We start from the raw sequence: 13,511 nt of genomic DNA, 5'->3' as shown, positions 1-13,511 counted from the left end.
TAGCCATGACAACTGAGTTTAATGGCTTGGAACTAAAGCTCCTTAGACAATTCAATGAATTATCTTTAGAAGATTTAGGTAGCAAGCTGGACTATACACGTCAATATCTTCATAAAGTTGAAACTGGGCAGACTCTACCCAATGATCAATTTATTGATAAGGTGGCGCATTATTTTAATGTGCCACAGTCCTTTTTTATGCAACTAAAAGCTGTTTTACAGGAAGAGCAGATCCATTTTAGAAGTAATCGTACTGCTAAAGTTTCATTTAAGCAGATTGTTATCGCTAGAGGTGAATACATTAAGCGATTGACTGAATACTTAGACTCAAAACTTCGGCTGCCAAAGTATGATATTCATACTTCAGAAGATGAGCCTACTGCTTATGATCCAGCGATTGAATCTATAGCTGAACAATGTCGTGAAAAATGGGGTTTAGGTTTAGGGCCAATTAGTAATATGGTTCGGCTTTGCGAAACGCATGGCATTATTGTAACCACATTTCCTTCTATATCTAAAGATGTAGATGCTTTGTCTTTAGCTACAAAACGTCCAATTTTTGTGCGCAATGAAGCAAAGGAAAGCATATGCCGTCAGCGTTTTGATCTGGGGCATGAACTTGGCCATCTTGTACTTCATGATGGCATTGTTACAGGTGATCGACTCACAGAGTCACAGGCAAATCATTTTGCTTCTGCTTTGCTAATTCCTCAAGTAATGATGCGGACGCATTTTCCAACTTGGTACAAAAATGGTCGTTTCAACTGGTCGAAGCTGAGTGAGTTTAAACAAACATGGAAGGTAAGTAAGGCAGCGATTTTGTATCGTGCCAAGCAATTGGGTTTATTAACTCAAGAGCAATATACCAGTGGTGTGATTTACCTGAAAAAAACAGGTGAGGGTATAACTGAAAAAGAAGATTACTTAATTCCGAAGGAGAAGCCTGAACTTCTTCAAGCTTGCTTTGCCATGCTCGCAAAAAAGAAAATTTTTGCTGAAGATATTGCTCAGTCTTTAGATGTGAATGTTAGTTTTCTTGAAAATTTGGTTGGAATGGATATTCCAAGAAAACCTAAAGTTTTAAGAATTTTGGAAGAAAGCGCCTAAGGGCGCTTTTTTTATATTTTTATATTTAAATTTCATTAGGATATTTACACGATATCCTATTAATTTAGTGCAAAATTTAAGAATGTAATTATTATTGATACAATTTTATTTATTAGAATAAATTATGAAGCGACTTCCTGAATATACTGGCCTCAATAAAAATATTTGGAATGATTTTAAAGTTTTAAAAAAATCATTACAACTTTCTCCGATAGAAAAGCCTGATATGTCTCCATTCTTGGTTCATATGACAGGAAAGAATCAAATTTTAGAAATTCTAAAGTCTGGTGAAGATAAAAAACATGGATTAATAAAATCTTCAGTACCATCTCAGTCAAAATCGAAATGGTATACAAGAGAAGTGGTCTGTTTTACAGAATCTGTATTACATTCTATTGATTCTTTTCGCTATATCGCAATCAATCGTTTTGAATCTAATCTTTTTTATGGAATAGGGTTTTCAAAAGAAAAATTAGCAATTTATGAGGGTATTAGACCAGCTTTATATATGGATAAAAATACAATTGGAGATTTAGCTGCTTTGGAAACCTCTCTTTCAGCAGTTACAGAAGAATTCACCAGTGAAAATAAAAAAACTAAAGAACTTTTAAATAAATTAATTCCTTTTATTACCCCTGTTTTTCAGGATGATCGGAGGCAAGGTTATACTTGGGAGCGTGAATGGAGATATTTTGACTCAAAAAAAACTGGGTTTGAGTTTTCATATGAGGATATAGAAATTATATGCTGCCCATTATCCGAGAAAGCAGCTATAGAAGAACAACTAGGGGGCTTCTCTAAAAATATTAAGTTTGTAAGTACATGGGGAGAATATAATGAAGTTGTTGAGTTTATGAAAAGTCGGCAACATAATTTTTCATCAGGTGTATATAAGTATTCACTAATAGAAGGATTAGAACAGCATAAACAAGAGTTTAGTAGAGCAAAGAATCAACTAGAAGCATATAAAGAATATGCTGTAACACTTGCTAATCAAATCAATGATTTGAAAGAATATATATCTGATTATGGAAGTGAAATACAGAAAATAGATATTGCTTTAAATGAGGCGAGAATAAAAGAAAAAGAAATAGCTGAACGTCAAGCTATTTTAGATTCTAGATGTGATGAATGCGTAAGAAATTTTGAGCCACAAGAAAGAAAAACAAAATATAAAAAAGGGCTAGATTTTGATCGCGGACTCCAACCTTATATCTGTAGAGAGTGTGCTCTAAGATTAGATGTAAATATTGACTAAAAAAGCACCTTAAAGTGCTTTTCTATATTCTGGAGGTAAATTTTTTAGTCATAACAAATTAAACTACGTGACAATAAAAATTTACAGGTTCCAATAATACGTTCCACCAAATACCCTGATTCATCTATATTCTTTAATCCTTGAAAGTCTCATTCAAAGCCTGTTGTACCGCGTCTACACGTGATTTGCAGGCTTTGTAAGCAGACATGGATTCTTCAACGATATTAAGAGATGATGAATCTGTAATCAAAAAAACTATAACTATTGCTTTGGCGTATATGTCAACTTGATCCAAAAATGTCTTATAAGATATGGATATCCAGAATCTTCATGTTCATGTGAACTATCAAAATATAATTTTCGATGAGGTATATCATTACATTGAATACTAATCTGTTCAGGATCAGCAGTTAAGAAGCTTTTCCATTCTGTAAGTGATGTCAAAGCCTTTTTAGTAGTATTCTGATGATAGATAATAACGCCTCCATGGTATCCAAAATCATTTCCTCTACTATAACGAGTAGTTAATTGTTGGAAACCTCCAAGTGTATTTTCATTACCTTTTTGGAGTTTACATTCGCCAAACCATGTGAAAGGAGGATCATTTAAATTGATATCTACATGGCCATTGCTATTTCCATCATGAGTGACAGGATAACCACTACTTCTTAAACCATTAACAATAAAGGCTGTAATCAGATCCTCACCCTTATCATGTAATTGATTACACTGTAATTCAAGTTCACTGATTTGATATTCAAAATCTATATAGAATTGATTAATATAAGCTTCATAATCACGTTTAACCCTAGCTCTTTTTCTTAACAGAATACTTTTTTCAAAATGATTGGAAATATCAAATTTTTCAATATCATTAGACATTTAGGTCTCCTAAAAGTTCTTCTGAAATTGAAAAAAAAGTTGTTATCATTTTAGAAAATTCTAATTCGCTGATTTCTTCTTCTGTAAAAGGATTAATGAATTTATTTTCAATAATAAAGTCAGTAATTTCATCAAAACTTAAAATCAAACTTTCGTCAGACTCTACATTATGTGCTTCAAAAATCTCTTCTAAAATATTAACTCTTTCATCAGTTAGTATTGCTAAAACTAATTTAAAATAGTTAGGTGGTAAATCTGTCGGATAAGCAGCTATTTCTTTTAAACGTGAAAAATTAAGATGTTTCAATTTCGATGGCTTAGGAGTTTCGACTAAAAAAAGAAAAATTTTAGTTGAGCTTTCATATGTGAGTAATGAAAGTTGATCTTCTTTTTCTAAAAAACATCTTTCCCGTAAACGTGAAAGATATTTTTCATTGATAACATTCTTGTTATTCATAAGCTTTTACTTATTGAGAAAAAGCTATTAGTTTATTAACCATATCATTCATATCCTGTGCAGAATTCACTGTTATGGTAACATTTGTAAGGATAGGGGTAGGTAAATTTAATATATACCAGCTCCCTTTTAACAACAAATCCTTTTTGTCGTTGAACTTTTTACCACCATAAATTTTTTTAATATCATATGGTTGAATGCTAGTTGAAGCAGTACCACCAACATGATAATCGCCTTCGCGGACATCATCTATACCACCACGTGCAATCTCTCGGTGAGCTACGCCGTCATCAGTTTTAAATGCTAATTCCTTTATCACGCCAGGTTGCTCATGGTAAAGTTTTGCTACACATGGAAAGAGATTGATACCTGTATCTTCAATAGTATGACCTAAACCAGTAGTTTGTCTAATTAACCCTAGTTACGGATAAGCTAAATTTCTAACGACATGAATTTTTGGCTTATTCTTCTGACAGAGTTGATAGGCACATAGAGAAGAAAATATGCCTGCTAGGAAACCGGAAATAGCCCGATGTTTACTGCTTACTAAATGGTATTTTTCTTTCAATAAGCCAATTAAAGTTTCAATTCTTTTCCGCTGTCTCAAGTGGTATTCATCAGAAAAAGGCAATAGACTTACTCGCATATTCTTTCTAGGATAAGTAATTAAATCGATATTTTGCTCTAATAATTTGGTTTTTATCGATTTCCCAATATAACCTCTATCTCCATAAACAGTTGCCAATAAGCCATCAACTAATTCTTCGATTTTTCTAATGTCTGAAATGTGTCCAGTGGATAAAACTGTATTCACAATTTGTCCTTCACTATTCATGAGAAGGTGTAATTTGCAACCATAAAACCAGTCTATAGAACTTTTGCCACGAGAAGCAATATCGTCCAAAGCATGGTGACCTCTAGGAATTCTTTTGTTTTTACAAACAGGTAAAGGTGTTGAATCAATCCATAGATATTGACATGCTTGTCCTTTGCTTAAAGCACGGTGTAGTGCATGAATCGCAAGCTGATGTTGGTTAATCAGGCTGAGCATATTTTTATAGCAAGGCAAAGACTTAAATAATTTACTCTCAAATTGATAAAGCAATTGAAAAAATGTTTTAAAGTTATTTACTTGCGAGGTTTTATAACAAATTGCAATCGTCACAATTTCAGAGAGGGATAAGGTTGCTAATCGAATTCGTTTACGCTTATTTTCCTGCTTGAGAAATTGCCAATAGATCGGTTCAAATTTCTTAAAAAAATCATCAATGGCACAGAAGATTTCTGTAAAATCAGACATGGTGGTTAGAGTCTTTGGTTTGTGTAGTAACTTTCTAAATGGCTCTAGCCATCTTTTTTTCAAGCGGTTTTCTTATCCGTAATTCGGGTTAATTACATATTTTTATTTAGTACTTTATTTAATCAATTTTTTATGATAAAAATGCAAATTAGAAATAGGAATTAACGATAAATAAATCGGAATAGAGCTTTCCATGAAAATCGTGCAAGAAGAAAATATACAACAAGTTGAACATCAACTTGGAAAACGCTTCCAGTTAGACACCATCTCATGCTTATTTTTTGTATTAGGCATGTTTATGTCTGCCTATCTTTTACATCTCTTTATTCTTTAAGCTTATTTTAACGGCTGATTTTCAACAGACTTGTTTCAAAAAAATTATTTTTAATCAATAAAAAGCCCATCATGTGATGGGCTTTTTTCGCTTTAAGGCTTAAGCATTGCGTTTCGCAAAGTCATCCATAAAGTTCACTAAGGCTTGTACGCCTTCTAATGGTACGGCATTATAAATACTTGCACGCATACCACCGACTGAACGGTGACCTGCCAAATTAAGAAGATGATTTTGTTCAGCTTCTTTCAGAAACAATTTATCTAGATCCGCATTTGCCAAAGTAAATGGTACGTTCATGATGGAACGGTTTTGTTCCGCAATCGGGTTGGCGTAGAAATCACTTGCATCGATATAACCATAAAGCAATTTAGCTTTTTCAAGGTTTACTTTGTGAATAGCTTCAACACCACCATTTTCAAGTAACCATTCGAATACTAGACCAGACAAGTACCAAGCATAGGTTGATGGTGTATTCACCATTGAATCATTCTTCGCTTGCGCAGAATATTTCAAAATACTTGGAATTTCAGGTTTCGCTTGATCAAGCAAATCATCACGAATAATCACTAGAGTTAAGCCAGCAGGACCAATATTCTTTTGCGCGCCTGCATAGATTAAACCAAACTTCGACACATCAATCGGTGCTGAAAGAATGCTTGAAGATAAATCCGATACCAAAGGTGCATTCACTTCAGGAATACCGGAAAATTGAAGACCACCGATGGTTTCGTTATCAGCATAATGCACATAAGCAGCATCGTCAGATAAGTTCCACTGGCTTTGATCCGTAATCGCTAACTTACCGTTAATGCTTGTGCCCGCTTCCACGACATTGATATCGCCATAGCGTTGCGCTTCTTTAAGCGCTTTTTCAGACCAGATCCCGGTATGGATATAATCAGCTTTGTTATTTTTGCCTAAAAGGTTTAAAGGAATTGCAGAGAATTGAAGTGAAGCACCACCCTGCAAGAACAATACTTTATAGTTCTCTGGGATGTTCATCAATTTGCGTAAATCTGCTTCTGCTTTTTCTGCCACAGCCACATAGTCACTACTACGGTGACTCATTTCCATGATCGAAAGACCTTTGCCATGCCAATCGAGCATTTCAGCTTGGGCTTTTTCTAAAACGGCAGTCGGTAATGCAGCAGGGCCAGCACAGAAATTGTACGCGCGCATGATTTTTCCTTTCAAAGTGAAACACAATAAAATAACGGCATTTAACCACAGATAGCCTGAGCTTGCAGTAAATTATCCTGAAAATATTTCAATGCTGTCGGACATTTAAAGTCAAAAGTTCAATAAAGATCGGCTTTAATAAACCATTTTGTAATCCTTGGCACCTGGCTTAAAGGCGCAACTGCATCTTATTTCTGATCTTTTCAAAGTTGCTACTGCAAGACGTTGGCATTTAAAATTTAATCACATGATTGATATACAAATGCATATTAAACAATACAACAACTTATTGATTAGACATACAATTCAATCTGTGCAATATAATTGTTACAAAGAAATTGAGCGTCTGATCGATGTCACTGCGTTTATATGCATCACCAAAGAAACTTGCACTACTCATACAACATCATCTCCGTCTTGGAATTTGTACTGCCTGCCTAATTCTTGCCCCACAGGTTTTTGCGGAAAGCATCAGTTATGCACAAGCTGAAGAATCAGTTTTAAAGGATTCTTATAGCACCCAGGCCAATCAAGCCTTACAACAGGCTGCAAAACTTGAAGCAGAAGCCGTAAAAGGTCTAGGGCTGCCGCGGGTGGACTTAAATGTCCGTGCATACGCTTTTCATAATGAAGTGGATATTCCACTCGATTCTTTTAAAAACAATTTGGAACAAACGCTTGCTCAAGGCATTAATGACCGGATTAATCAAGAAAACCTTCCCGCCAATATTGCCGATCCTTTAAAAGAAGGACTGAATCAAACCATTCATAGCGGTGTGAGTCTATTTCCCGATTCAGCCAATGTGATTTTGGAAGACCAAGTGGTTCGTCCCACAGTTTCAGTCTTAATGCCGCTTTATACGGGTGGACTGACTTCCGGTGCCAAAGAAGTCACCAGCATTAAGGCACAGCGCAGCCAGCTGAATACCCAGCAGCAACAAGATTTACAACGTTTTGAACTGATTCAGGCTTATTTCAACGCCCAACTGCAAAAGCAATTACTCGATTCAAGCCGTTCCAATTTTAACGCCATGCAAAGCCACTATAACAATGCGCTTAAACTGGAAAATCAGGGTTTTATTAGCAAAGGGCAACGGATGCAGTTTGAAGTGGCAAAAAACAATGCTGAACGAACTTATCAAAATGCCGAAGCCAGTCTCAGATCCAGCATGTTTCAACTGAATAATCTTTTGCAAAGCAGCCAGATTACGGACTTGAGCACCCCACTCTTTGTAAATTCTGCCCAAAGCCAGTCTTTAAATAGCTTGCTGAAAAGCTATCAGGATCAATCCTCGCTGATTCGTAAAATGCAAATGGATACCCAACTGGCCAATGCCAATGTCAAAGCACAAAGTGCAGCGAAAAAACCGAATCTTTTTGCATTTGGGGAATACAGTCTGGATGAAAAGCAAAACTGGATTGTCGGTGTGGTGGCACGTTACAACCTGTTTTCAGGAGTCGATAAAAACAAAAATATTCAGGCAGCAGAATTACAACGCTATGCTTCTGAACTGATGACGGAGCGTACCAAACAGGAAATTGAAAATATTATTTATAAGTCCTATAGCGAACTGACCACTGCCCAGCAAAGTCATCAACTGTTACAGAAAAACATGAAAGCCGCTCAGGAAAACCTGCGTATTCAAACGCTGTCTTTTAAAGAAGATATGGGCACTGCTACCCAAGTGATTGATGCGCAAAATACCCTAACCGGTTTAAAAAGTGAAATGGCATTGAATGCCTATAAATATGTGATGTCTCTAGCGACTTTATTGCAAAGTCATGGCTCAATCAATCAGTTTCAGAGCTACGTCAATCAGGCTCAAACCAACTATATCCGTTAATTTTTGCTGGGGAAAAACATGACTCAAGATCAAAACAAACCTGATCAAGATGTAGAAAATGCCTCATCAGAAGGCAGCGCTACAGACACATCTGTTCAAAGCAGCAAAGTGGATACTCAAGCGACATCTGAACAGAAAAGCAATACAAATGATGAATTTTTCAGTTATTCAGAACAAGCTCAGACGACTGAAACTACCGAGCCAAATCCAAAAAAATCAGCTGTCATTAAACTGGTCGGCATCATCGTTTTGATTTTACTGTTGGGCTTGATTGCTTTTGGTTTATGGAAAAGTTATCAACCGCAACAAGTTGAACTGCAAGGTCGAGTTGAAGCAGAAACCGTTCATATCAGTACTAAAGTGCCGAGCCGTATTGAAGAAGTCTATGTACATGATGGCGACAAAGTTAAAAAAGGTCAGGAGTTGGTGCGTTTATTCAGTCCGGAAATTGAGGCAAAAAAACAGCAGGCTTTAGCTTCTTTGCAATCTGCCCTTGCGCTGCAATCGACGGCAGATCGTGGTTCGCAACAGGAAAATATTGACACGCTATACGCCAACTGGCAAAGCCTGAAGGCGCAACAGGCATTGGCTCAAACCACCTATCAGCGTGGAGCAAATTTGTTTAAAGAAGGCGTAATTTCCCGACAGCGTCGTGACGAAATGCAGGCCGCAGCAATTTCAGCCAGTCAAATGACTGAATCTGCCTATCAACAATATAAACGTGCAAAACGTGGCAGCACACCTGAACAAAAATCTTCAGCCAATGCACAAGTGGATATTGCCAAAGCAGCAGTTAGCGAGGCCAATGCCTTGGAAGCCGAAACCCAATTGCTTTCTCCAATCAATGGCACCATTTCTAAAACCTACGGTAAAGCATCTGAACTTGTAGCCATGGGCGTACCGGTCGTCAGTATTATTCAGGATGATGATTTATGGGTCAGCGTCAATGTCCGTGAAGACCTTTATGCGCAAGTTTATAAAAGCAAAACCATTGAAGGTTTTATTCCAGCCTTAAATCAAACGGCCACTTTTAAAATTAAAAACATTGATGCTGAAGGTGAATTTGCCACCATTAAAACCACGCGCCAAACCGGTGGTTATGACATTCGCAGCTTTAAGGTTCATTTAACTCCGGTACAACCGATTGCAGATTTAAAAGTGGGCATGAGTGTGCTGTTTAAAATTGCAGAGCCAAAATAATGGGGTCTGGCATGCTGCGTGAACTGCGCTATTTACTGACCCATAAATGGGACTTGTGCTTGGTCACACTCGCGCCTTTATGTATGATTGTGTTATTTAGCAGCATGTTTTCTCAGGGAAAACCTGAACATTTACCGATTGCGATTATTGACCAAGACCAAAGCGAACTCAGCCGGAATATTGAAAAATATGTCAGCCATAATTCCACTCTAGACATCGTGGCTGTTTCACAAAGCCCGGATGACGTCGAAAAGCTGCTCAATCAAACCAAAATCTGGGGTTATATTTCTATTCCGGCTGGGGCTGAACAACGACTGGTTCAAGCCAAAGATGCCGAGATTAGTATTGCCTTCAACCAAAGCTATTTTAGTGTCGGGAATTCTATTTCCTCTGCGATGATGCTCAGTACCGTACAGGCAATGACCGATTTTACCGGATACAATTATCTGGAAAATAAAATTCCCTATGTCGATGTTGCAACGCCGAATGTCAAAATTTCCCCTTTATATAATCCGGGTTTAAGTTACGAGTTCTACCTTGAACCGTTTATGATTCCTGCAATTTTGCATTTATTGCTGTGTTGTTGTGTGGCTTTTTCAGTTGGACAAGAGCTGAAATTTAACACCACCGGACAATGGCTCAACCAATCCAGTATTTTTAAGGCATTGTTATCCAAGAATTTAACTTATGTGCTGATTTTTACCGCATGGACGTGGGCATGGATGTTCTGGCTAATTGAATTCCGCGGCTGGTTTGTTGCAGGTCAGTTATGGATCGTTCTACTCGGACAGCTTTTCTTTTATAGCGCTTATGCCTTTATGAGTAGTACGGTGGTTTTAGCCACGCGTGACCTAGCCAAGTCTTTCGGTCTTATTGCCGTGTATGGTGGTTCTTCCTTAAGTTTTGCCGGAGTCACTTTACCTTTAAACAATGCGCCGCTGTTTACCCAATTTTGGGCCAATATCATCCCTTATACACCATATGCAAAATTACAAACCGAACAATGGGTGATTGGCAGCCCTGTATCTATTTCACTGTTACCGCTTTTAATCTTAGCTATTTATTGTCTGTTGTATTTTGCGACTGCCTATTTCTTCCTGAATAAATATTTAAAGGGAGTTAAAGCATGAAAAGTAGCATTAGAAACTTCCTGCATTTTTATTTAAAAACCTTTAAAGATATTGCACGTAACGCTTCAATCTTTACCACTTTGATACTCTCGGTATTGGTATATAGCTTTTTCTATCCGACTGCGTATAAAGCCGAACATGCCGAATCTTTACCAATTGTGATTGTGGATGAAGAACAGAGCCTGATCACCTCTACCATTATTGGTGAAGTTTCAAAAAGCCCGAATGTGAAAATCGCGGCGGTTACAGGTAATTTTACTGAAGCGGAAATGCTGGTGAAAACCCAGCAAGCCGATGGTATTTTGTTATTACCGGAGAATTTGTCCAACAGTATTCACCGTGGAGAAGTCGGTGGTGTAGGCTTATATTTAAGTGCTGCCTATTTTTTAAGGACTAAACAGATTGGTTTAGGGCTTGCCACCTCCATTGAAAATGCCATTGCTGAACAGGCGCAGAAATTTAGTGATATTTCTCATTTCACCCCTGCACTATCTGTTCATCAAATTCCGTTATTCAATCCCCTGTCCGGTTATGGCAGTTATATTTTCCCCGCCATTGCCCCCTTAATTATTCATCAAACAATTGTTTTGGGTTTAAGCATGCTGATTGCAGGCTACCGGCTGCAAAACTGGCGACCCAGCAAGACTGAATTTTTTGCAATCTTTAGCGCCATTTTAACCATTGGCTGTTTGGGTTGTTTCTATTTATTTGGGTTTACCTTCTGGTTCTATGATTATCCGCATGGCGGTAATTTCTTCGGCATGTTGATTGGCGTACCCATTTTTATCAGTTGCGTGATTGGTCTAACCATGCTGATCGCTTCATATTTGGACATGCCTGAACGTACTGGCCATGTGATTGTCTTTACATCCATTCCACTGTTTTTACTCTCAGGGACAGCATGGCCGCATTCAGCCATGCCCGAGTGGATGCAATGGCTTGGAAACATTTTACCCTCGACCCAAGGTATTCAAATGTTCATTCAGTTGAACCAAATGGGTGTGCCTTTAAATATCGTCATTCCGAAAATGATTTATCTGGCGACCGTTGCAACCGTATTATTGCTTTGGGGATATTTCCGACTGACCCACGCCAATAAAAAATCATGATCTAGCATTATATTGCATAAGATTAGTAAATAAAACTTAACAAATAGATCGAATATTCAACTAAAACTGAAAGTTTTTTAGCCTATTGAACAGATTGTGAAGAAAAAATGTTAGATTGAATATACTAATCGATGCAAAATAGCCCGTTGTTCATATTTCATGAATATTTTTTATATTATTCATTCCCACGCTCCCCGTAACATGCCGATGTGATATCGACAGTGTTATAGCAGCTTTTTTATTGAAATTTGATTTTAAGGGCTTAGCATGAAAAAGATTAAGATTAGTCTTGCTTGGCAAATCGTCATTGCGCTCATTTTAGGTGTACTTGTAGGCTCTTTTCTACACTATTCTCCCGAATATCGTGAAACTCTGATTAATAATCTGCTGAGTCCTTTGGGCGCAATCTTTATTAATTTGATTAAAATGATCGTGATTCCACTTGTAGTTTCAATGCTGATTTTAGGTATTGCCAATGCAAGTCATGGTCAAAATATAGGTAAGCTCGGTTTCAGAACCATTGTCTATTTTGAAATTATTACCACAGTGGCAATTATTGTTGGTTTGGTTGCAGCAAATGTGTTCCAGCCGGGTGCCGGTATTGATATGTCGAGTTTGACGCAAACTGACATTTCTCAATATCAGCAAACCACACAAGAAGTGAGTAGCCATTCTCATGGTCTGGTTAACACCATTTTATCTCTCATTCCTTCCAATATTTTTGGATCACTGACTGATGGGCATATGCTGCCAATCATTTTCTTCTCCGTGATCTTCGGTATTGGTTTGGGATCTTTGGCGAAAGAAACCAGAAAACCGCTGATTGATGTGTTGCATGCAGTTTCTGAAACCATGTTCAAAGTGACACATATGATTATGCTTTTTGCACCTTTTGGTGTATTTGGTCTGATTGCGGTAACCGTTGCGAACTTTGGTTTTAGCTCCCTTCTTCCATTAGTGAAGCTGGCCGTTTTGGTTTATGGCGCTATCTTCTTCTTCATCTTTGTCATTTTAGGTCTTGTTGCTAAATTCTGTGGTTTCAGTATTTGGAAAATTATTAAAATTCTAAAAGATGAACTGATTCTGTCGTATTCAACTGCCAGTTCTGAAACCGTTTTACCGCGTATCATGGAAAAAATGGAAGCGTACGGTGCACCTAAATCAATCACCAGTTTTGTCATTCCAATCGGTTATTCATTTAACCTGGATGGTTCGACCTTATATCAAAGTATTGCAGCAATCTTTATTGCACAACTTTACGGTATCGACTTGAGCATGACTCAGCAAATCATTCTGGTTTTAACCTTGATGATTACTTCTAAAGGTATCGCGGGTGTTCCCGGTGTGTCTTTCGTTGTATTGTTAGCAACCTTGGGCAGTGTAGGTATTCCGCTTGAAGGCTTGGCATTTATTGCTGGTATTGACCGTATTTTAGATATGGCTCGTACTGTATTGAATGTGATTGGTAACTCGTTGGCTGTTCTTGTGATCAGTAAATGGGAAGGTCAATTTGATGCTGAAAAACAAAAAGATTATCAAGCTGAAATGAAACAGGCTGCATAATCTATAAAATCAAAAAAGGAAGCTTCGGCTCACTGCTGTCCCACAATTTTTCATAAAAGGAGGCTCAATTGAGCTTCCTTTTGTTTTATCGGTATTTTATCGGGCATGAATAAAGCTTTTAAGGTTTTTCTCTCAAACAGATTTACTTG

At 37.3% G+C, this 13,511-nt stretch carries 12 protein-coding genes and 2 pseudogenes; 8 read left to right on the top strand and 6 right to left on the bottom strand.

The genetic code is table 11. From position 1 onward, the window contains the following. The first annotated feature begins 5 nt into the window (after positions 1 to 5). Together E0409_RS12360 and E0409_RS12355 are read left to right on the top strand one after the other, a co-directional pair. Entirely contained in the window at positions 6 to 1,106 is a 1,101-nt protein-coding gene (locus tag E0409_RS12360; protein ID WP_131291308.1) for an XRE family transcriptional regulator, read from the top strand. 124 nt (positions 1,107 to 1,230) lie between these two features. Continuing rightward, complete coding sequence (locus tag E0409_RS12355) at positions 1,231 to 2,364, top strand: hypothetical protein (RefSeq protein ID WP_131291306.1); 1,134 nt, start codon at positions 1,231 to 1,233, stop codon at positions 2,362 to 2,364. A gap of 133 nt (positions 2,365 to 2,497) precedes the next feature. On the opposite strand, the pseudogene xseB reads toward E0409_RS12355, so the two are convergent. The 5 genes and pseudogenes from xseB to E0409_RS12330 all read right to left on the bottom strand — a co-directional run. Then, positions 2,498 to 2,593: pseudogene (gene xseB, locus E0409_RS12350) on the bottom strand (exodeoxyribonuclease VII small subunit); the annotation flags it as partial. A 32-nt stretch (positions 2,594 to 2,625) separates the two neighbouring features. Continuing rightward, positions 2,626 to 3,246, bottom strand: a complete 621-nt coding sequence (locus tag E0409_RS12345; RefSeq protein ID WP_131291304.1) for a hypothetical protein — start codon at positions 3,244 to 3,246, stop codon at positions 2,626 to 2,628. Continuing rightward, on the bottom strand, positions 3,239 to 3,703 hold the full coding sequence (locus E0409_RS12340; protein WP_131291302.1) for a hypothetical protein: 465 nt from the start codon (positions 3,701 to 3,703) through the stop codon (positions 3,239 to 3,241). The genes E0409_RS12345 and E0409_RS12340 overlap by 8 nt, the downstream gene beginning before the upstream one ends. 10 nt (positions 3,704 to 3,713) lie before the next feature. Further along, complete coding sequence (locus tag E0409_RS12335) at positions 3,714 to 4,022, bottom strand: hypothetical protein (protein WP_131291300.1); 309 nt, start codon at positions 4,020 to 4,022, stop codon at positions 3,714 to 3,716. 102 nt (positions 4,023 to 4,124) lie between these two features. Continuing rightward, positions 4,125 to 5,003, bottom strand: coding sequence for an IS982 family transposase (locus tag E0409_RS12330; protein ID WP_131291298.1), 879 nt, complete (start codon positions 5,001 to 5,003; stop codon positions 4,125 to 4,127). Between the two features lie 193 nt (positions 5,004 to 5,196). On the opposite strand from E0409_RS12330, the gene E0409_RS16515 reads away from it, so the two are divergent. After that, positions 5,197 to 5,337, top strand: coding sequence for a hypothetical protein (locus tag E0409_RS16515; protein WP_165493727.1), 141 nt, complete (start codon positions 5,197 to 5,199; stop codon positions 5,335 to 5,337). 99 nt (positions 5,338 to 5,436) lie between these two features. Here the strand turns inward: E0409_RS16515 and serC are convergent, their stop codons facing one another. Next, complete coding sequence (serC, locus tag E0409_RS12325; RefSeq protein WP_131291296.1) at positions 5,437 to 6,516, bottom strand: 3-phosphoserine/phosphohydroxythreonine transaminase; 1,080 nt, start codon at positions 6,514 to 6,516, stop codon at positions 5,437 to 5,439. Between the two features lie 353 nt (positions 6,517 to 6,869). Between serC and E0409_RS12320 the strand changes: the two genes are divergently transcribed. From E0409_RS12320 to gltP, 5 genes and pseudogenes are all read left to right on the top strand, one after another. Then, positions 6,870 to 8,360, top strand: a complete 1,491-nt coding sequence (locus E0409_RS12320; protein ID WP_131291294.1) for a TolC family protein — start codon at positions 6,870 to 6,872, stop codon at positions 8,358 to 8,360. A gap of 213 nt (positions 8,361 to 8,573) precedes the next feature. Continuing rightward, positions 8,574 to 9,560 (top strand): annotated as a pseudogene (locus E0409_RS12315) (HlyD family secretion protein); the annotation flags it as partial. Then, a complete protein-coding gene (locus E0409_RS12310) occupies positions 9,560 to 10,690 on the top strand; it encodes an ABC transporter permease (RefSeq protein ID WP_131291290.1) in 1,131 nt (376 codons plus the stop codon). The pseudogene E0409_RS12315 and the gene E0409_RS12310, both read left to right, overlap by 1 nt. Positions 10,691 to 10,698: 8 nt before the next feature. Further along, entirely contained in the window at positions 10,699 to 11,799 is a 1,101-nt protein-coding gene (locus tag E0409_RS12305; protein WP_131291347.1) for an ABC transporter permease, read from the top strand. A gap of 267 nt (positions 11,800 to 12,066) precedes the next feature. After that, positions 12,067 to 13,362 carry a glutamate/aspartate:proton symporter GltP gene (gene gltP / locus E0409_RS12300; RefSeq protein ID WP_131291288.1) on the top strand — a complete coding sequence of 432 codons (1,296 nt, stop codon included), beginning with the start codon at positions 12,067 to 12,069 and terminating at the stop codon, positions 13,360 to 13,362. Positions 13,363 to 13,511 lie beyond the last annotated feature (149 nt).

It is taken from the genome of Acinetobacter sp. ANC 4862, assembly GCF_004336635.1.
Classification (GTDB): domain Bacteria; phylum Pseudomonadota; class Gammaproteobacteria; order Pseudomonadales; family Moraxellaceae; genus Acinetobacter.
This window is presented reverse-complemented; position numbering and strand designations above follow the sequence as displayed.